Below are 18,607 nucleotides of genomic sequence, written 5' to 3' on the forward strand. Positions count from 1 at the left end.
TCGTCGTCGAGGTCAGCGTCGGTGTCGGTCACGACGTGCCCGGCGTCTTGAACTGGTCCCACGCGCCAGAGATCTTCAACAGCTTCTCGACCACCTCGGTGGGCTGCGCCCCCTTTGCCAGCCAACCCACGGCCTTGTCGTTGTCGATGTTGACCACCGAAGGCTCGGCGCGCGGCTGGTAGGTGCCGACGATCTCGATGAATCGACCGTCACGCGGCGACCTGCTGTCGGCTGCCACCACCCGGTAGGTCGGTTGCTTCTTCTTGCCCATCCGCATCAGGCGGAGCTTGACGGCCACGTCGCTGTTCTCTCGCTTTCCTAATTGAGACCCGGCAGGGTGGGCACTCGGCCCTTCGACCCCTTGCCGAACGACTTCATCATCTTCTGCATCTCTTTGAACTGCTTGAGGAGCTGGTTGACGTCGGTCGTGGTCATGCCGCTCCCCTGCGCGATCCGCAGACGCCGCGACCCGTTGATGACCGAGGGGTTCCTACGCTCCTGAGGCGTCATCGACCGGATGATCGCCTCGACCCGACCGAGCTCGCCTTCGTCGATCTCGGCCTTCTTCAGCTCCTTCGGGATGCCCGGGATCATACCGATGATGTTCTGCAGCGGCCCCATCTTCTTGATCTGCTGCATCTGCTCGAGGAAGTCCTCCAGCGTGAACTGACCCTTCTGGAGCTTGGCCGCCGCCTTCTCGGCCTCCTCCTGGTCATACGCCTCCTCGGCCTTCTCGATGAGGGTGAGGACGTCGCCCATGCCCAGGATGCGGCTCGCCATGCGATCGGGGTGGAATGGCTCGAAGTCGCTCAGCTTCTCCCCCACCGACGCGAACGCGATGGGCCGGCCGATCACGTCCTTCACGCTCAACGCCGCGCCGCCGCGTGCGTCACCGTCGAGCTTCGAGACAATGACGCCGTCGATCTCGAGCACCGCGTGGAACGACTCGGCGACGTTCACCGCGTCCTGACCCGTCATCGCGTCGACGACGAGGAACGTGTACTTGGGGTCGACGGCGGCCGACACGTGGCGCACCTCCGTCATCAGCTCCTCGTCGACGTGGAGCCGCCCGGCGGTGTCGACGATGAGCACGTCACGCCCGAGGCGCTGTGCCTCCTCCAGCCCCTTGCGCGCGACCGTCACCGGGTCGGACGGCTCGCTGAAGACGGGCACGTCGACCTGGTGGGCGAGCACGCGCAGCTGCTCGACGGCCGCCGGGCGCTGGAGGTCGGCGCCGACGAGGAGCGGATTGCGGCCCTGCTGCTTGAACCAACGGGCCAGCTTGCCGGCGGCGGTCGTCTTGCCCGAGCCCTGCAGGCCGGCCAGCAGCACGACCGTCGGCGGGCGGGACGCGTAGGTGATCTTCAGCGTCTCGCCTCCGAGGGTGGCGACGAGCTCGTTGTGGACGATCTGGATGACCTGTTGCGCGGGGCTCAGGCTCTGCGACAGGTCGGCCCCGACGCACTGCTCCTTGATGCGCGCGATCAGGCCCTTGACGACCTTGAAGTTGACGTCGGCCTCGAGCAGGGCCAGGCGGATCTCGCGGAGAACCTCGTCGACCTCGGGCTCGCCGAGACGGCCCCGGCCCCGCAGGCGCTTGAAGATCCCCTCGAAGCGATCGGACAGAGAATCGAACATGGGCGCCTCAGGCTACCGGGGCGCGGCATCCACCGATCATGAGCCTGAGGGGGCGCTCGGAGGGAGCGGAGGCGTCACCGACGTGGTCGAGGCGGCGGGAACGACGCTGCTCGGCACGTCGGCCGGCTCGGTCGTGGCCGGCCCGGGCTCGGGCAAGCGCTTCTCGGCGGGCACGGGCTTGGGCAGGAACTCGTCCGCGACGGCCAGCACGGGCACGGTGCCGCCGTCCTCGAGGTCGAAGAGCAGGACGGGTACGAGCAGGGCGCGCCCCTCGTTGTCGGGCCCGAGCAGCGGCGCGAAGGCGAGGCCGACGCGCACACCGGTGATCGTGCGCACCTGCGGCGGAAGGGTCTGGCACCCGTCGCAAGAGGGCGCGCCGCCGGCGAGCGGCTGCGGGCCGATCCCGAAGGGCGACCGCTTCAGCCGCTCGAGACCGGCGGCCGCGGTCACGAGCGGGTACTCGTCGCCCCGAACCGGCTGCGTCAACCAGCCGTTGGCCGCTTCGACCGCACCCTTCGGTCCGACGGACACGCTGCCGGCGTACCCGAATGTGGGGAGCCCGCCGACCTGCGGGTCAACCGTCACCTGCCACTGCGAGAAGCCGTCGTCGACGCGCACGCGGGCGCCGTCGAGGTCGACACCCGTCTTCGCCAGGAGGGCCCGCGCGGTGGCCTCGGCGTGCTCTCGTGTCGGAAGGCCGGCGGGGCGCTCGGGCGCCGGGACCGGTTCGGGCGCGGGGCACGCCACCGCCGGGCAGACCGCGTTCTGCGGACACGGCGGCAAGGGGCAGACGGCGAGGGTCGACGCCGTCGTCGTCGCCGACGAGGACACCATCGCCGAACCGGTCGCGTCCGCCGACCCGGCCGACCGCACGACGCCACCGCCGCTCAACCCGCACTCGCTGCCCGCCACCGGCGTGTCGGGGGCGGGTGATGCACCCGCGGCCGTCGCGGGCACCGTGCACGGGCCGATCGCGCGCGCATCGGGCCCGAAGTACCACGGAAGGCCGGGCTGACGCTCGACCCTCAGGCTGTGCCCGCTCGCGCTCACCGTCCATCCGCCGGCGCCGGCCTTCACCGGCCCGTCCAGGCCGAGGGCGTGGGCCAGCGCCTCGACGCGCGAGGCGTCACCATCTCGGCCCACTTCCCATGCCCGCGCTCGGCCCGGCAGGTCGGGCAGGGTTCCCCGCACCCGGTACTCGATCGCATCCGCCGGAAATGACAAGGCGGCCGAGACGGTCCGGATTCCGGCCGACTCTCCTCCCAACGCGATCGCAGGCAGCCGGGAGGGGGAGCTGTCGCTCGAGCGCCCGGCGACGACGGCCAGGCCGATCACACCCACCACGAAGCCTGCGATCGCCGCCCGGGCCAGCATCCGCTCTCTCAACACGCCCCTTGGACGGCAGTGGCCCAACGGCAGTTCCCGTTCTCTGCGGGACCCTGAGAAATCTTGTCAGAAATGTCTTGTGATCGAACGTATGTTCGAGTAGAGTGACGTCAGCGCTTCCCCGCATCGGTGATTCCTCGCGTCCGCGGGAGAGGCGATGTCGGTGCTCGACGAGCTGCAGGCGACGGTGGCGACCCAGCGGGCCATCCTGTCCGCGCTCGAGCCCGGCTGTCTCAGCGGTCCCGACGCGCTGCGCCTGCTGGAAGTCATCACCGAGGGCGAGCGGGTGCTGGCTGCGGGGCGGACGTTGGTGGCCAAGCGGGTGGAGGAGTCCAACGTGTGGCGGGCCTCGGGTGAGCGCAGTGCCGCCCACTTCATCGCGCACAAGACGGGCACGAGCGTGGGTCGGGTGCAAGCGGGTCTGGAGACGGCCGAGCGCGTGGCGGCGCTGCCCGCCACCGCGGAGGCGTTCCGCGCCGGGACGCTGTCGGAGGTCCCGACGCGGTGGCGGTGGCGAGCGCGGCGGCGGCGAACCGAACGAGGAGCGACGCCTACTCGAACGCGCCGGACGCGACACGGCGAAGCAGCTGCGCGACGAGTGCCGGCGGGTGCGCCACGCCGTGACCGACGAGCGGGCCCGCTACGCCGCGATCCGCGCCGATCGCCACCTGCGCACCTGGACCGACGGCGAGGGCGCGTTCTGCGGTGTGTTCCGCACCACCCCCGACGCGGGGGCGAGGAGCTGCTCGCCCTCGACGCCGAGATCGACCGCGTGTTCAAGGGGGCGCGGGCCGAGGGCCGGCGCGAGCCCCACCAGGCCTATGCGATGGACGCGCTCGAGACCCTGGTGTGTGGGGGTGGGGGTGGCGGTACGCGCTCGAAGCCCAAGGCCGAGATCCGAGTCGTGGTCGACTATGCGGCACTGGGGACACACGGTTGCGGGCGAGGCGTGTGAGATCGAGGGCCTGGGGCCGGTGCCGGTGGCGGTGGTGGAGTCCTGGAAGCACGACGCCTACCTGCGCCTCATCGTCACCGACGGCATCGACGTCAAGGCCCTCACCCGCCGCAGCCGCTACGTCGACGCCCATCAGGACGCGGCGCTGGCGGTGCGCGACCGGCGCTGCGTCGTCACCGGCTGCGACGTCGACTGGCGCCTTGAGCGCGACCACCGGGTGCCCTACGCGCAGTGCCACACCACCTCCCTCGACGGGCTGGGGCGCATGTGCTGGTGGCACCACCTGCTCAAGACCAAGGGCTGGGCGCTGGGGGGCGGGCCCGGGTGCTACCGGCTCACGCCGCCGGGCACGGAGGTTGACCCGGTCGAGCACAGCGGTCGAGCGCCCCCTCGAGAGTGAGGCGGGCGGGTCTACGCGAACAGCGCGTCGACGAAGTCATCGGGGTCGAACGGCACCAGGTCCTCCGCCGACTCACCCAAGCCGACCAGCTTGATGGGGATGCCGAGGTCGGTCTGGATGGCGAGGGCGATGCCGCCCTTGGCGGTGCCGTCGAGCTTGGTGAGCACCACGCCGGTCACCTCGACCGCGTCGGTGAACTGGCGCGCCTGCACGAGACCGTTCTGCCCGGTGGTGGCGTCGAGGACGAGGAGCACCTCACTGACGCGACCCGGCGCGCCCTTCTCCGCGACCCGCCGCACCTTCGTCAGCTCGTCCATCAGGTTGACCTTGGTGTGCAACCGCCCTGCGGTGTCGGCCAGCACGAGGTCGACACCGCGCGCCGCGGCGTGCTCGGCCGCGTCGAAGATCACCGAGCTCGGGTCGGCTCCCTCCGCGCCCCGCACGAACTCTGCGCCGACGCGCGTGGCCCACAGCTCGAGCTGCTCGGCCGCCGCGGCGCGGAACGTGTCGCCTGCGGCCATGATCACCGATCGGCCGCCATCGGCCTGTTGCAGCCCGACCTTGCCGATGCTCGTCGTCTTGCCGACGCCGTTCACGCCGACGAAGAGCCACACGTTGGTACCGCCCGGCTCGAAGCGCAGGCTCCGATCGGCGGTCGTGAGGCTCTTCTTCAGATCGTCCTTCAACGCGTCGACGAGCGCGCGGGAAGAGGTGATGCCCTCGGCCTTCACGCGCAAGCGCAGGTCGTCGAGCAACGCGGTCGTCGCGTTGACACCGACGTCGGCGCGGATCATCGCCTCCTCGAGCTCGTCCCACGTCTCGGCGTCGATGCTCGTGCGGGAGAGCACCGAGCCGACGTAACCCGAGAAGAGGCCACGCGCCTTGCCCAGGCGGTCGCGGAACCGGGGACGCGCTGCGACCGCGACCTCGGGCGGCGCCTCCACCTCCGGCGCCGCGACCGGCGCCTCGAGGCGGGCCGCCTCGCGCGGACGCGGCTTCGGCGGTCGAGTGACCGGTGGCTCGATCGCCGGACCGCGCGAGCGACGCCGGCTCACGGCGACGGCGGCGAGCGAGCCGCCCAGCACCACGAGGACGGCGAGGAGGACGAGCAGGACCGTCATGGGCGCGCCAGCCTACCGGCGCGCCCGATTCGTCGGGCCGGCCTCACGGCCGGACCACGACGGTGCGGTCAGGCCACCACCGTCACTCGCTCGGAGATCACGCGTGATGAGCCACCCGGCTGCATGGTCACGCCGTAGAGGCAGTCGGCCGCCTCCATGGTGCGCTTCTGGTGGGTGACGACGAGCAGCTGCGCCTCGTCGCGGAACTCGTGCACGAGCTCGAGGAAGCGGTGCAGGTTCACGTCGTCGAGCGCGGCCTCGACCTCGTCCATCAGATAGAAGGGTGACGGGCGGCTGCGGAAGACCGCGAAGAGAAACGCCAGCGCGGTCAACGACCGCTCGCCACCCGAGAGCAGCGACAGCTTGCGGACGTTCTTGCCCACGGGCCGAGCCTCGACCTCGATGCCCGTGTCCAGCAGGCTGTCGGGCTCCGTGAGGGTCAGACGGCCGCTGCCGCCCGGGAAAAGCGTCTCGAAGAGCTTGACGAAGTTGTCTGCGACGTCGGCGTAGGCCGCCGCGAAGACGTCGACGATCTCGCGGTCGACGGCCTTGATCACCTTGGCCAGCTCGCGGCGCGACGACTTGATGTCGTCGAGCTGGCCCTCGAGGAACGTGTGCCTCTCCTGCAGCTGCTCGTACTCCTCCAGCGCCAGCGGGTTGATCGGGCCCATCAGGCGCAGCTCGCGCTCGAGCTCGCGCACGCGGTTGGGCGGGCTCGTGCCGGCGGGGAGCTCGGGGCACTCGGCGGCCATGGCGGTCTCGGGCTCGCAGTCCTGCTCGCGGCGCAACGTCTCCACCGCGGCCTCGAGCCGCATGCGCGCCTCGGCCTCCTCCAGCTCGGCGCGGCGCGACCGCTCCCGCACCTCTTCGAGGCCCCGGGTCGCGTCCGACCGTTCGCGCCGCAACGATTCGAGCCGCTCAGAGGCGGCGCGCGCCGCCTCGGACTGCTGCCGGCGCCGTTCGCGGACGCGCGCCAGCTCGCTCTCGACGACGGCCAGGCGGTCCTGCACGAAAGCGGCCAGCCGGCCCGTGTGGAGGGCCAACTGGTCGAGGTGGATTCGGTGTTGCTCGGCCTCGGCTCGCTCCGACGCGTGACGCGCCAGCCGTTCGTCGACCTCGGTGAGCCGGCGCGCCAGCTCGGCTCGACGCGCCTCGTGCTGCGCCGCGTGCACCTCGAGGTCGCGTCGCAACGCGGCCACGGCATCACTTCGCTCCTCGAGCCGGCGGCGCGCCGACCGGATGCCTTCGACCCGCGCCGCGCCCGCCGCCTCCTCCGCGGCCAGCGCGGTGAGCGACTCCTCCAGCTCGACGACGCGCGCCGACTCGCGCTCGAGTCGCTCGGCCAGCTCGGCCTGATGGGCGGCCACCGTGCTCGCCTCGATCGACACGTCGCGCCGCTCACTGTCGACGTGTTGCACCTCGGTGCCGAGCGCGGCGAGCCGGCCGTCGTTGGCGTCGAGCGCACGCGCGGCCTCGGCCTCGTTGCCGGTCGCGGCCTCGAGCTCCACCTGGGCCGCAGCCAACCGGCCCTCGGCCGCCTCCAACGCCGTGGCGGCGTCGGCGGCGCGAGCGCGCGCCTCGTCGAGGGCGGCGCGCGTGACGCCCGGACCCGATGCACCGACCCGACTCCCTGCCGCGCTGAACCGGTCGCCTTCGCTCGTGACCGCGACGGCCCCGGGATAGGCGAGGGCGACGTCGAGCGCCTCCTGCCATCCGCCCGGCACCACCACGGCCGCCGCGAGCATCACGTCGAGGAGCGCCTCGACGCCCGCGTGCGCGGAGCGCACGTGGGGGCGCACGGGCTCGCCCAGCAACGGGAGGCCGGGCGTCTCGCGCTGCACACCCAACGCGATCACTGCTCCCGGGTGGCGGGTCTCCTTCAGTCGTGCAATCGCGCGGCGCGCGGTGTTGGCATCGGCCACCACGACCGCCGCGAGCGAGTCGCCCGCCGCGGCCGCGAACGCGGGCTCCCAACCGGGCTCGACCTCGACCAGCTCGAGCAGTGTGCCCACCACGCCGTCGAGATCGGCCAGTCGCTCGGCTCCGGCGCGAGTCCGCGTCTCGTCGAGGGCGAGCGCGAGCGCGTCGGCGCGCGCCGTCCACGCCTCGCGGTCGGCCTCCGCGCGCCGCCGATGCGTCTCGATGCTCGACACGTCGGCCTCGGCCGCCCGATGCCGTCGCTCGGCCTCGTCGACCGCGGTGACGAACGGCTGCTCGGTTCGTGCCGCATCCTCGAGCTCGGCGCGAAGGCGTGCGGCATCGGCGTCGAGACGCTCCGCGCGCTCGTGCAAGGCGGAGAGCCGGCTCTCGAGCCGGGCCGACTCGGTGCGGCCGCGATCGACCGAGGTGCGCATCGCCGAGAGCTCGCCTCGCATCTCCGCGGCGGCGCTGACACCCGTGTCGACGCCGTCGGCCCACTGGCCCTCGACCTCGGCCCGCTCCGCCAGCAGCGCCTGCTCGGCCGCGGCCAGCTCGTCGGCCTGCGGCGCGCGCGCCTCGCCGGCCAGGTCGATCTCGCGGAGCTCGTTCGTCAGCGCGCTCGACTCGGCCTCGAGCGCGGCGATCAGGTTGCGGTCCACTGTGACCGAGCGGTCGCGCTCGACCGAGCGGGCTCGCTCCGCCAGGAGCGCGGCCAGGCCCCGAGCGCGTTCGCGGAGCGCCTCCAGCCGGCCGACCGCATCGCTGAGACCGGCGGAATCGGTGGCCGACAGCGACGACTCAGCAGTCATGACCGACGTGTCGAGATGCGTGAGCGTGGCCTTCAGTTCGGCCTCGCGCGCCGCGAGCGACGTGCGCGCCTGCGCGCCGTGCTCCGAACGCGCGCGCAGCGACGCGATCTCGCGTCCCGCGAGATGCAGGCGCAGCGCCGCCAGCTCGGCGACGAGGTCACCGTGGCGGCGGGCCGCGTCGGCCTGTCGCTCGAGCGGGCGCAGCTGACGCCGCACCTCGCGCAACAGGTCCTGCAGACGGAGAAGGTTGCCTTCGGTGGACTCGAGCCGGCGCTCGGCCTTCTCTTTGCGGCGCCGGTACTTCAGCACACCCGCGGCTTCCTCGATGATCATGCGCCGGTCCTCGGGCCGGGCGTTGAGCACGGCGTCGAGCTGGCCCTGCGACACGATCACGTGCTGTTGGCGACCGACGCCGCTGTCGGAGAGCAGTTCCTGCACGTCGAGCAACCGGCAGGGCACGCCGTTGATCGCGTACTCGCTCTCACCCGACGAACGGAACAGCGTGCGCGTGACCGTCACCTCGGTGAACTCGATCGGGAGGATGCCCGAGGAGTTGTCGATGGTCAGCGACACCTCCGCCCGCCCGAGCGCGGGGCGCTTCGTGCTTCCGGCGAAGATGACGTCCTCCATCTTCGACGATCGCACCGTGCGCGGTCCCTGGGCACCGAGCACCCACGCCACCGCGTCGACGATGTTGGACTTGCCGCTGCCATTGGGCCCGACCACCACGGTGACGCCCGGCTCGAACTCGAGCGTGGTGGTCTCGGCAAACGACTTGAACCCCTTCAGGGTGAGGGATTTCAGGAACACGCGGGCGAGGCTAGCGGCGGGTCAGGGGGTGTCCGTGGATTCCCGCCGCGCTGCACGCCGGCACGGCTTCACACCTGACACTGCTCGCACAGGAAGGACGACCGGCCGTTGACCTTGACCCGCACGATCGTGCTCCGGCAACGGCGACAGGCGTAGCCCTCACGGTCGTACACCTTGTGCTGCGACTGGAAGTCGCCGAGCTGGCCGAACAGGTCGCGGTACTGCTCGTCGGCCAGCGAGGACCCCCGGTGCTTGATCGCGTCCTGGAGGGTCTCGACCATGGCCCGGTAGAGCCGGCGCACCTCCTGCGAGGAGAGCGAGTCGGAGCTGCGGTCGTAGCGCAGGCCGGCCGAGAACAGGATCTCGTCGCTGTAGATGTTGCCGATGCCCGCCACGAACTTCTGGTCCATGAGCAGCGCCTTCAGCTTGGTCTTCTTGGCCGAGAGCAGGTCGCCGAAGCGGGTCCACGACATCATGTCGTCGACCGGGTCGAACCCCAGGTGGGCCAGCTCGGGCACCTGCTCCTCGAGCTCGTCGGGCGTGGTGAGGAACAGCTCGCCGAAGGTGCGGGGGTCGACGAAGCGCAGCTGCCCGCCCTGGGTGAAGGTGATGACCACGTGGGTGTGCTTGTCGGGCTTGTCGCGGGCGCCGCCCTTGGCCCGCAGGAGTTGGCCGCTCATCCCGAGGTGGGCGACGAGGATGTCGCCGCCGTCGAGGCCGAGGAGCAGGTACTTGCCCCGCCGGTCGATCCCCGTGATCTTGTGGCCCGCGAGCTTCCCCGCGAAGTGCTTCTTGTTGGGGTGGCGGCGAATCGAGCGCATGCCCGTGATCTCCACCTGCTTGACGCGCTTGCCCACCACCTCGCGCTCGAGGTCGCGGCGGAGGGTCTCGACTTCCGGGAGCTCGGGCATCAGGCGTCGTCCTCCCCATTGGGACTGCTCGCAGTGACTGGCGCTTCCGGGAGTCGCGCCTCCGGGACCCGGACCGCCTGCAGGGTCTGCCAGGCCTCGCGCGCCGCGGCCTGCTCGGCCTGCTTCTTCGACCGCCCTTCGCCGGCCCCGTGAGGCTCGCCGGCCACGTAGACGGTGGCGTAGAAGCGCTTGGCGTGGTCGGGCCCGTCGTCGGCGACCAGGTAGCGGGGCAGCTCGTCGAAGCGCCGGGCGGCCAGCTCCTGCAGGCGGGTCTTGTAGTCCTGCCCCCCGGGACCGGCCGCGGCCTCGGTGATGCGCTCGCCCAGCAGACCCATCACCAGCCCCCACGCCCCGTCCCAGCCGCGGTCGAGGTAGACGGCGCCGATGACGGCCTCCATCGCGTCGGCGAGGATCGAGGGCTTCTCGCGGCCGCCCGACTGGTCCTCCCCCTTGCCCAGGAGCAGGGCCGCGCCCAGGTGCAGCTCGGCCGCCAGCTCGGCCAGCACCCCGGCGTTGACGACCGAGGCGCGCACCTTCGCCAGCTCCCCCTCGGGCAGCAAGGGGTAGGTGCGGAAGATGTGATCGGTGACGATCAGCCCGAGCACGGCGTCGCCGAGGAACTCGAGACGTTCGTTCGAGTCCGTGCCGGCGGTCTCCGCGCACCACGACCGATGGGCCAGGGCGCGAGCGAGGAGGTCGTCGTCGCGGAACTCCAACCCGAGGCGCTCGGTGAGAGCGGCCAGCTCGGAGCTCGTGCTCAGGGCTTAGGTCGCCCCCTCGTCCAGTCGGCCGACGACGTAGTCCACCGCGTCGCGCACGGTCTTCAGGTCCTCGAGGTCCTCGTCGTCGATGCGGAAGCCGACGCTGCGCTCGCCCAGCTCCTCCTCGAGCGCCTCGACCAGCTCGATCAGGGCGAGGGAGTCGGCGTCGAGCCTCGGCGATGGCGGAGGGCTCGATCTCGAGGATGTCGGCCAGGCGGTCGCGGATCAGCTCGAAGACCTGCCGGCGGTCGAGCGGCCCTCGCTCCACGTGGGTCTCAGCGGGCACGGAGGCTCCTCGGTGGCGGGAACGGAGGTTGGCGGGGGATGGGCCAGTGTACCGGAGGGTCGCGATTGTGCGCTTGTGAAAAGAACTAGCCAGCGACCGCGGCGCGCAACCGATCGACCAGCCCCGCCTCGACCATCTCCGCCGCCAGCCGGACCGCGCCCACGACCGCCCGGGGCCCCGAGGAGCCGTGGCTGATGATGCAGACCCCGTCCACCCCGAGCAGCATGGCGCCCCCCGTGGTGTCGGGGTCGAGCTCGGACGCCACCGGCAGGAGCGGGGTGAGGGCATCCGCGGGGAGACGGCTCGCCACCACTCCCATGAAGAAGCGAAGGGCCCCCTCGAGCGTCTTCAGGGCCACGTTCCCGGTGAAGCCGTCGGTGACGACGACGTCGACGGCGTCGGTCATGAGGTCTCGACCCTCCACGTTGCCCACGAACTTCACGCCCGCGCCGGCCGCCAGCAGGGCATGGGTCTCCTTCACCAGCGGCGTGCCCTTGGCGGCCTCCTCGCCGATCGAGAGCAGGCCGACGCGCGGCTCGGCGACGCCGTAGCGCTCTCCGTAGAACGCCGAGCCCATCTGGGCGAACTGCACGAGGTACTGAGCCGTGCACTCGGTGTTGGCGCCCGCGTCGAGCAGCACCGTCGGCAGGGAGCCGGGCACCGGTATGGGTGTGGCGATCGCGGGCCGCTGCACGCCCTTGAGGCGGCCCATGCGCAGCAGCGCGCTGGCCATGGTGGCACCGGTGTTGCCCGCGCTCACCATCGCGGACGCCCGGCCGTCGCGCACGGCTTCGGCCGCGCGCACCAGCGAGGAATCCTTCTTGCGCCGCACGCCCTGCGCCGGGTCGTCGGCCATCTCGATGACCTCGCTCGCGGGCAACACCTCGAGGCCGCCGGTGTCACCGATGCGATCGGGTGTCCCGACGAGCAGGACGGACACGCCGAGCTCGGCGGCCGCCTGGCGGGCGCCCGTGACGATCTCGTCCGGCGCCTTGTCGCCGCCCATGGCGTCGACTGCGATCGGGAGCCCCGAAGCGGCTCCCCCGCGGGTCACTCGACCTCGATCGCCTGACGACCGCCGTACCAACCGCAGTTCGGGCACACCACGTGCGGCAGCTTGGCCTGGTGGCACTGCGGGCACTCGCTGCGCGGCGGCGCGCTCAGGCGCCACGCCGAGGCGCGGCGGCTGCGGCTCTTCGACTTCGACGTCTTCTTCTTGGGGACAGCCATGGGCCTTCCTGGCGATGCTTCAGTCGGGTCTAGCGGTTCAGCTGGTCACGCAGCTCGTCGAGCGCTTCCCACCGTGGGTCGCGGTCGGGGGGCGCACACCGGCACGCACCCCGGTTGAGGTCGGCCCCGCACGTGGGGCACAGGCCCCGGCACTCCTCCCGGCAGAGCGGCGCCAAGGGTAGCTCCAAGAGCAGCGTCTCACGCGCGAGCGGCTCGAGGTCGACGTGCTCGTGGCGGAGCGGGTAGGTCTCCCCTTCCCTCGCCTGCGGCTCGAACAGCTCCTGGAAGCCGCCGCGTGCCTCGTCCGCCACGTCGGCGAGACAGCGACGGCACTCGCTGCGCCACCGGGCCGTGACCGAGCCCGTGGCCAGGATGCCGTCGCTCACCGACTCGAGGTCGACGTCGACGTTGATCGGCTCGTGGGGTGGCACGACGGTGCCCACCACCGCCAGGCCCGGGAGCGAGGGCGCGATCAGGCGCTCGTGGCGGCGCGCCCCGCGTCGGTGCAGGAGGTCGGCGACGTTGACGACGAGCGGTCCCATGGGGTGTGTCTCACCTGGCCCTGTCTCACGCCTGGTCCTGGTCGAAGAACGGATCGTGCTCACCGGCCTCGACCGCGCCCATGTCGTCGTCGAGCACCGACGGCAGCGGCGTCACGCTCAGCTTCTCGCGCCCCGCCTGCACCGTCTTCGTGATGCGCTCGAGCACGATCTCGAAGCCCGCCAGCTTCTGGTCGCAGTAGTCCTCGGCCTCGTGACGCAACCGGCGGGCCTCGTCGTCGGCCTCCTCGACCGCGCGCTGCGCGGCACGCTCGGCCTCGCGCACGATCTCGGTGCGTTGCACCATCCGCTCGGCGCGCGCCCGGGCGTCGTTCAGGAGGTCGTCGGCCTCGCGCTGGGTCTTGGCGAGGAACTCCTCGCGCTCCTTGAGCAGCCAGCGGGCCCGCTTGAGCTCCTCGGGCAGGCGCTTGACCGCCTCGTCGAGCAGCTCGAGCACCTCGTCCTTGTTCTCGAGGCGAACGGTCGTCGAGAGCGGGATGGGCTTCGCGTTGCCGACCACGTCGGCGACGCGCCGCAGCAGGATCTCGGCGTCGAGCTGCTCGACCGGAAGGCTCTCGTCGGTATCACTCATCGGTCCACCGTGCCTCGTGCCTCGGCCGCTGCACCGACCTGCCACATGGGAGCTGCGCTCCTCGCTGCGCTGCGGTGCTCGCTCATCGGGCGAACCTCTCCTTCAGGCGCTGCGCGACCGTCGGCGGCACCATCGACGAGACATCGCCGCCGAAGCGCGCCACCTCGCGCACGAGGCTCGACGAGAGAAACGAGTGCTGGGGGCTGGTGGGCATGAACAGCGTGTCGATCCGGGCGAGCTTGTAGTTCATCTGCGCCATCTGCAGCTCGTAGTCGAAGTCGGAGACGGCCCGCAGGCCCTTGACGATGGCGTTCACGCCGTGCTCCCGGGCGAAGTCGACCAGCAGACCCTTGAAGAAGTCGATGCGCACATTGCCGAGATGAGCGGTGACCTCGGCCAGCATCTCCTCGCGCTCCTCGAGCGTGAACAGCGTCTGGCTCTTCTGGGGGTTGCGGATGACGGCGGCGATGACCTCGTCGAAGTGGGCGGCCGTGCGCTCGATGATGTCGACGTGCCCGAGGGTGACGGGATCGAAGGAACCGGGGATGAGGGCGATCGCCACGTAGGGGCCTGTCCCTTCAATCGTCCGCTCGTTGCACGACCACGGTCACCACGGTATCGCCGTAGCGCTTCTGCTTTACAGTCCGCCACCTGGAACTGCTCCACCTGCCGCCGAGGTCGAGGTCACGGTCCGACTCGAGCACGGCGACGCGGGCGCCGAGCCGGGCCAGCACGTCTTCCCACGCCTGGAACTCGTACGGGGGGTCGGCGAAAGCCAGGTCGAAGCCGGCGTCCCGCCGCTCGAGGAACCTCACGACATCGGACCGCACGACGTGGCCACGCTCGGTCATCCCCGTCGACTCGAGGTTGGACTGCACGGCCGCGAGGGCGACGGCGTCGATGTCCACGAACACGGCGCGGGAGGCACCGCGCGAGAGCGCCTCGATGCCGAGCGCGCCCGTGCCCGCGAACAGGTCGACCACCGACGCACCGTCGAGGGCACCCATGCTCTCGAGCGAGGAGAAGACCGCCTCGCGCACCCGTTCGCTCGTGGGTCGCAAGGTGCGACCCGCGGGGGCGCGGAGCCGCCGCCCTCCTGCGGTGCCGCCGACGACTCTCACCCCAGGATCTTCTCGCGGCGGGGTCCGCCGTGGGGCTCAGGACTTGAACAGGAACTCGGCCTCGTCGTCGTCGATGAGGAGGCGGATCTCCTCGGCCAGCAGCTCGTGGTCGCGCAGGTGCGGGTCGCCGTCGACGATGGCGAACGCCACCTCGCGTGCGCGGGCCACCCACTCGCGGTCTCGCCGCAGCGACGCGAGCTTCAGGTCGCTGCGGCCTTTCTGGCGCGTGCCGAAGACGGTGCCCTCGCCGCGGATCTCGAGGTCGACCTCGGCCAGCTCGAACCCGTCGGTCGCGCGCTCGAGCGCCTCCAGGCGGGCCTCGCTCTCGGGCGTGGTCGCCTCGCCGAGCAGGTAGCACCACGACTGCGCCGCACCCCGACCCACCCGGCCGCGTAGCTGATGGAGCTGGGCCATGCCGAAGTGGTCGGCGTCCTCGACGAGCATCACCGTGGCGTTGGCCACGTCGACGCCCACCTCGATCACCGTCGTCGCCACCAGCACGTCGACGTCGCCGTCGCGGAAGCCGGCCATCACCGCCTCCTTGTCCTTGCCCTTCATCTGGCCGTGCAGGAGGGCGACGCGCAGGTCGGGGAAGACTTCGCGCGAGAGGCGCTCGTGCTCGTCCGTGGCCGCCCGCGCCTGGATCTTGTCGGAACCCTCGACGAGCGGGCACACCACGTAGGCCTGCCGGCCCGCGTCCACCTCCTTACGCACGCGCGTGTACGCGACGGCCTCCTCCATGGGGCTGCGCAGCCATTCGGTACGCACCGGGGTGCGCCCCGGCGGCAGCTCGTCGAGGACCGTGACGTCGAGATCGCCGTAGACGGTCATCGCCGCGGTGCGCGGGATGGGGGTCGCCGTCATCACGAGCACGTCGGGGACCGTGTTCTCTGAGCCGTCACCTTCCGAGCTCCGGCCCTTCGCGCGCAGCGCCGCCCGCTGCTCCACACCGAACTTGTGCTGCTCGTCGATCACGACCACGCCGAGGTCGTGGAAGTCGACCGCCTCGGTGAGCAGCGCGTGCGTGCCGATGAGCAGGTCGACGGTGCCGTCGCCGAGCCCGGCGGCGATGCGAGCCCGCTCCTTGGCGGTCGTGCGGTGCGTCAGGAGCTCCACCCGCAGCGGCCGGTCGGCGAAGAGCGAGCCCTCCCCGGCGGTCACCGTGAGGTGACGCAGCAGGTCGCGGACCGCGACATCGTGCTGCTCCGCGAGCACCTCGGTCGGCGCCATGAACGCTCCCTGCCGGCCGCTCTGCACACCCATCAGCAGCGCGGTGACGGCCACGACGGTCTTGCCCGCCCCCACGTCACCCTGGAGCAACCGGTGCATCGGATGCGGCCCGGCCAGGTCGGCGGCCAGCTCGTCGATCGCGTTGCGTTGGGCACGTGTGAGCGGGAACGGAAGCGCGTCGTGGAAGCGGCGGACGAGCTCGCCGTCGACGGTGTGACGGATGCCCTTGGCCTCGCGCTCCAGCGCACGCTTGCGCATCACCAGCGTGAGCTGCAGTCGCAGCAGCTCGTCGAGCACCAGGCGCTTGCGCGCCGCCTGCGCCGCACCCATCGACTCCGGCGCGTGCACCTGGTTGAACGCCCACGTGCGGTCGACGAGGTCGAGACGGTCGAGCCATTCCCGCGGCAGCGGGTCGGCCAGCTCGCCCGCCCGTCGCAACGACTCCTCGACCCAGCCACCCAGCTCCCAGGTCGTGAGCCCCGCCTTGTCGGACTGCGGGTAGATAGGCACGATGCGCCCGGTGCGGTTGCCGATGAGGTCGACGACCGGGTTGGTCATCTGCCGCCGCCCCCGGTAGGCCTCGAGCTTGCCGAAGAACACCGCGTCGGCGCCCTCCCGCAGCTGCTTGGCCCGCCAGGGCTGGTTGAAGAACGTGCAGCGCAGGTAGCTGGTGCCGTCGAACACGTCGACCTCGACGAGGGCGCGGCGCTGCCGGGTGCGTCGCGACTGCACCCGCTTCACCACCGCGAGCACCATGGCCTCGTCGCCGACCTTGAGGTCCTTGATCGCGGCCTGCTGCGTGCGGTCGAGGTACCGGCGCGGGTAGTGGGTGAGGAGGTCGAGGACGGTCTCGATCTCCATCGTCGCCAGCGCCTCGACCTTCTTGGGCCCGACGCCGTCGAGCACCGAGACCGGCAGCTCGGCCAGCTGGCGCAGCCGCCGCGGCATCCGCCTACTCGACGCTGAGGAGGTAGGGGTAGAGCGGCTGACCGCCGTGGTGGATCTCGGCCGCGACGCCGGGGTGGTGCTCGGCCAGCCATTCGGTGATGCGGCGGGTTGCCGCGGCGGACGCGCCCTCGCCCTCGATGACGGTGACGATCTCGTGGTCGTCGCCGACGAGCACGTCGAGCAGGCCGGTCGCCGCCCCGGCCAACGTGGGCGCCACCACCTCGATGCCCCGGCGGGAGAGGCCGATGTAGTCGCCCGCGCTCACCGGGCCGGCGGGCGACGCCGACCCGCGCACCGCCTGGGTCACCTCGCCCGACTCCACGTGGGCAGCGCACTGCGTCATGCGATCGGCATTGGACGCCGCGTCGGCTTGGGGGTCGTACTCCATGAGCGCGGCGAAGCCTTCGGCGATGCCCTTGGTGGGCACGACCTTCACCGTCTTGGTCGTGAGCCCGTCGACCTGTTCGGCCACCGCGATGATGTTCTTGTTGTTGGGCAGGACGACCACCTCGTCGGCCGGGCTCATCTCGACCGCTTCGAGGATCTGCGCGGTCGACGGGTTCATCGACTGGCCGCCCGCCACGATGTTCTGGACACCCAGCGAGCGGAAGATGCGACGGACGCCGTCGCCGGTGGCGACCGCCACCACGGCGGTGGGAACGGGCGTGTCCGGAGGTTGCTCCTGCTCCGGCGGTGCTTCCCGCACCCATCGTTCCTCTTCCACCTGCTCCATCAGGTCGGTGACCCGGATGTTGCGCGGGCGACCGCAGTCGAGCGCGGCTTCGATGGACGAGCCGATGTCGTCCGTGTGGATGTGGCAGTTCCAGAGCCCGTCGCCGCCGACGACCACGATCGAGTCGCCGATGCCGGCCCACACGTCCTTGAACGCGGGCACGGTCTCGTCGGGCGCCTCGAGGAAGTACATGACCTCGTACCGCAGGTCGCCGACACCGCCCTCGTGGGCCAGCTCGGCCACTGCGTTCTGGTCCGCGGTGGCGCCGCTCACCGCGCCACTGACTCCGCCGCGGACTGCGCCACCGACTGCGCCGGCGCCGAGGGAGATCGCCTCCGGTTCGGGTACCGGCCGGCCCGCGGTCACGTTGAGCAGCACGTCGAGCAGGAGGAGAAAGCCGGCCGCGCCCGCGTCGACCACGCCCGCCTCCTTCAGCACGGGCAGCAGCTCGGGCGTGTTCGCGAGCGCGTCGGTCGCGGCGATGTGGGCCGCGTCGAGCACGTCGACCAGCTGCTTGCCCTCGGCCGCAGCCGCGGACGCGGCGTCGGCCGCCTCGCGCACGACCGTGAGGATCGTGCCCTCGACCGGCCGCATGACCGCGCCGTAGGCGGCCTCGGACGCGCCTTTGAGCGCGTCGGCCAGCGCCTGCCCGTCTGCGGCCTCCAGTCCCTTGAGCCCGTCGCTGAGCCCGCGCAGGATCTGCGAGAGGATCACGCCCGAGTTGCCGCGCGCGCCCATGAGCGAGCCGTGGCTGATGGCTTTGCAGGTCGAGGGCATGTCGACGCAACCGTCGAGCTCGGCCACCACCGATTCGAGGGTGAGCGCCATGTTGGTGCCCGTGTCGCCGTCGGGCACCGGGTAGACGTTGAGGCGGTTCACGACGTCCTGATGCGCGCGGAGCGCGTCGCGGTACCCGGTGACCACGGCCCGCAGGTCGTCGGCACGCAGTCGATCCAGCGTCGGCACGCGGGGGAGCCTAACGCTGCTGCTATCCTCGCCGGTCCTATGGCATCGGTGTGCGAGGTGTGCGGGAAGCACCCCTCCTTCGGCATGAGGATCAGCCACTCCCACCGGCGCACGAAGCGTCGCTGGAACCCCAACATCCAGCGCGTGCGCGCGCTCGTCGACGGCTCGCCCAAGCGCGTGCACGTGTGCACGTCGTGCCTGAAGGCGGGCAAGATCCAGAAGCTCGCCCACTGACCGGTCCCATCTTGTCG

General features: G+C 71.5%; 18 protein-coding genes and 1 pseudogene. 3 read left to right on the plus strand and 16 right to left on the minus strand.

Annotated features, from left to right (window positions below):
• Positions 1 to 28 precede the first annotated feature (28 nt).
• From rpsP to E6G06_20310, 3 genes are read right to left on the minus strand one after another with little or no spacing between them, the layout of a single operon-like run.
• Complete coding sequence (gene rpsP / locus E6G06_20300; protein ID TML86611.1) at positions 29 to 298, minus strand: 30S ribosomal protein S16; 270 nt, start codon at positions 296 to 298, stop codon at positions 29 to 31.
• A gap of 20 nt (positions 299 to 318) precedes the next feature.
• A complete protein-coding gene (locus E6G06_20305; GenBank protein TML86612.1) occupies positions 319 to 1,638 on the minus strand; it encodes a signal recognition particle protein in 1,320 nt (439 codons plus the stop codon).
• A 36-nt stretch (positions 1,639 to 1,674) separates the two neighbouring features.
• The gene (locus tag E6G06_20310) at positions 1,675 to 3,027 is read right to left on the minus strand and encodes a hypothetical protein (GenBank protein TML86613.1); all 1,353 of its coding nucleotides are present in this window, start codon (positions 3,025 to 3,027) and stop codon (positions 1,675 to 1,677) included.
• A 154-nt stretch (positions 3,028 to 3,181) separates the two neighbouring features.
• Between E6G06_20310 and E6G06_20315 the strand changes: the two genes are divergently transcribed.
• Both E6G06_20315 and E6G06_20320 read left to right on the plus strand, forming a co-directional pair.
• Positions 3,182 to 3,979, plus strand: a complete 798-nt coding sequence (locus E6G06_20315) for a DUF222 domain-containing protein (GenBank protein ID TML86614.1) — start codon at positions 3,182 to 3,184, stop codon at positions 3,977 to 3,979.
• Entirely contained in the window at positions 3,939 to 4,379 is a 441-nt protein-coding gene (locus tag E6G06_20320; GenBank protein ID TML86615.1) for a hypothetical protein, read from the plus strand. Before E6G06_20315 ends, E6G06_20320 begins: the two co-directional genes overlap by 41 nt.
• 11 nt (positions 4,380 to 4,390) lie before the next feature.
• On the opposite strand, the gene ftsY is transcribed toward E6G06_20320, so the two are convergent.
• The 13 genes and pseudogenes from ftsY to E6G06_20385 all read right to left on the minus strand — a co-directional run bounded on the left by ftsY (position 4,391) and on the right by E6G06_20385 (position 18,539).
• Positions 4,391 to 5,500: a signal recognition particle-docking protein FtsY gene (ftsY, locus tag E6G06_20325; protein TML86616.1), complete on the minus strand. Its 1,110-nt coding sequence runs from the start codon at positions 5,498 to 5,500 to the stop codon at positions 4,391 to 4,393.
• Positions 5,501 to 5,568: 68 nt separating this feature from the next.
• Positions 5,569 to 9,039, minus strand: a complete 3,471-nt coding sequence (smc, locus tag E6G06_20330) for a chromosome segregation protein SMC (GenBank protein ID TML86617.1) — start codon at positions 9,037 to 9,039, stop codon at positions 5,569 to 5,571.
• A 68-nt stretch (positions 9,040 to 9,107) separates the two neighbouring features.
• Positions 9,108 to 9,950 (minus strand): bifunctional DNA-formamidopyrimidine glycosylase/DNA-(apurinic or apyrimidinic site) lyase, encoded by an 843-nt coding sequence (mutM, locus tag E6G06_20335; GenBank protein TML86618.1) that lies wholly within the window; start codon positions 9,948 to 9,950, stop codon positions 9,108 to 9,110.
• The gene (gene rnc / locus E6G06_20340) at positions 9,950 to 10,711 is read right to left on the minus strand and encodes a ribonuclease III (protein TML86619.1); all 762 of its coding nucleotides are present in this window, start codon (positions 10,709 to 10,711) and stop codon (positions 9,950 to 9,952) included. Before rnc ends, mutM begins: the two co-directional genes overlap by 1 nt.
• Before the next feature lie 3 nt (positions 10,712 to 10,714).
• Positions 10,715 to 10,997, minus strand: a pseudogene (locus E6G06_20345) (acyl carrier protein).
• 85 nt (positions 10,998 to 11,082) lie between these two features.
• On the minus strand, positions 11,083 to 12,003 hold the full coding sequence (gene plsX / locus E6G06_20350; protein TML86661.1) for a phosphate acyltransferase PlsX: 921 nt from the start codon (positions 12,001 to 12,003) through the stop codon (positions 11,083 to 11,085).
• A 44-nt stretch (positions 12,004 to 12,047) separates the two neighbouring features.
• A complete protein-coding gene (locus E6G06_20355; GenBank protein TML86620.1) occupies positions 12,048 to 12,227 on the minus strand; it encodes a 50S ribosomal protein L32 in 180 nt (59 codons plus the stop codon).
• A gap of 29 nt (positions 12,228 to 12,256) precedes the next feature.
• Positions 12,257 to 12,769 carry a DUF177 domain-containing protein gene (locus tag E6G06_20360; protein ID TML86621.1) on the minus strand — a complete coding sequence of 171 codons (513 nt, stop codon included), beginning with the start codon at positions 12,767 to 12,769 and terminating at the stop codon, positions 12,257 to 12,259.
• A gap of 25 nt (positions 12,770 to 12,794) precedes the next feature.
• Positions 12,795 to 13,358 carry an ATP synthase F0 subunit B gene (locus E6G06_20365; GenBank protein TML86622.1) on the minus strand — a complete coding sequence of 188 codons (564 nt, stop codon included), beginning with the start codon at positions 13,356 to 13,358 and terminating at the stop codon, positions 12,795 to 12,797.
• Positions 13,359 to 13,440: 82 nt separating this feature from the next.
• On the minus strand, positions 13,441 to 13,920 hold the full coding sequence (coaD, locus tag E6G06_20370) for a pantetheine-phosphate adenylyltransferase (protein ID TML86623.1): 480 nt from the start codon (positions 13,918 to 13,920) through the stop codon (positions 13,441 to 13,443).
• 16 nt (positions 13,921 to 13,936) lie between these two features.
• On the minus strand, positions 13,937 to 14,479 hold the full coding sequence (gene rsmD / locus E6G06_20375; GenBank protein TML86624.1) for a 16S rRNA (guanine(966)-N(2))-methyltransferase RsmD: 543 nt from the start codon (positions 14,477 to 14,479) through the stop codon (positions 13,937 to 13,939).
• Positions 14,480 to 14,515: 36 nt separating this feature from the next.
• Positions 14,516 to 16,657 carry an ATP-dependent DNA helicase RecG gene (gene recG / locus E6G06_20380; GenBank protein TML86625.1) on the minus strand — a complete coding sequence of 714 codons (2,142 nt, stop codon included), beginning with the start codon at positions 16,655 to 16,657 and terminating at the stop codon, positions 14,516 to 14,518.
• A gap of 4 nt (positions 16,658 to 16,661) precedes the next feature.
• Entirely contained in the window at positions 16,662 to 18,539 is a 1,878-nt protein-coding gene (locus tag E6G06_20385) for a DAK2 domain-containing protein (GenBank protein TML86626.1), read from the minus strand.
• Here E6G06_20385 and rpmB point away from each other — a divergent pair.
• Entirely contained in the window at positions 18,396 to 18,590 is a 195-nt protein-coding gene (gene rpmB, locus E6G06_20390; GenBank protein TML86627.1) for a 50S ribosomal protein L28, read from the plus strand. The genes E6G06_20385 and rpmB overlap by 144 nt on opposite strands.
• Positions 18,591 to 18,607: the final 17 nt, after the last annotated feature.

This window comes from Actinomycetota bacterium, from assembly GCA_005888325.1.
Lineage (GTDB): Bacteria > Actinomycetota > Acidimicrobiia > Acidimicrobiales > AC-14 > AC-14.

Bases quoted from the DNA above. Each gene is read 5' to 3' on its own strand.
- E6G06_20365 (TML86622.1), bottom strand. From the start codon at position 13,358: ATGAGTGATACCGACGAGAGCCTTCCGGTCGAGCAGCTCGACGCCGAG.
- recG (TML86625.1), bottom strand. From the start codon at position 16,657: ATGCCGCGGCGGCTGCGCCAGCTGGCCGAGCTGCCGGTCTCGGTGCTC.
- rpmB (TML86627.1), top strand. From the start codon at position 18,396: ATGGCATCGGTGTGCGAGGTGTGCGGGAAGCACCCCTCCTTCGGCATG.
- E6G06_20355 (TML86620.1), bottom strand. From the start codon at position 12,227: ATGGCTGTCCCCAAGAAGAAGACGTCGAAGTCGAAGAGCCGCAGCCGC.
- ftsY (TML86616.1), bottom strand. From the start codon at position 5,500: ATGACGGTCCTGCTCGTCCTCCTCGCCGTCCTCGTGGTGCTGGGCGGC.
- mutM (TML86618.1), bottom strand. From the start codon at position 9,950: ATGCCCGAGCTCCCGGAAGTCGAGACCCTCCGCCGCGACCTCGAGCGC.
- E6G06_20320 (TML86615.1), top strand. From the start codon at position 3,939: ATGCGGCACTGGGGACACACGGTTGCGGGCGAGGCGTGTGAGATCGAG.
- plsX (TML86661.1), bottom strand. From the start codon at position 12,003: ATGGGCGGCGACAAGGCGCCGGACGAGATCGTCACGGGCGCCCGCCAG.
- E6G06_20305 (TML86612.1), bottom strand. From the start codon at position 1,638: ATGTTCGATTCTCTGTCCGATCGCTTCGAGGGGATCTTCAAGCGCCTG.
- E6G06_20360 (TML86621.1), bottom strand. From the start codon at position 12,769: ATGGGACCGCTCGTCGTCAACGTCGCCGACCTCCTGCACCGACGCGGG.
- E6G06_20315 (TML86614.1), top strand. From the start codon at position 3,182: ATGTCGGTGCTCGACGAGCTGCAGGCGACGGTGGCGACCCAGCGGGCC.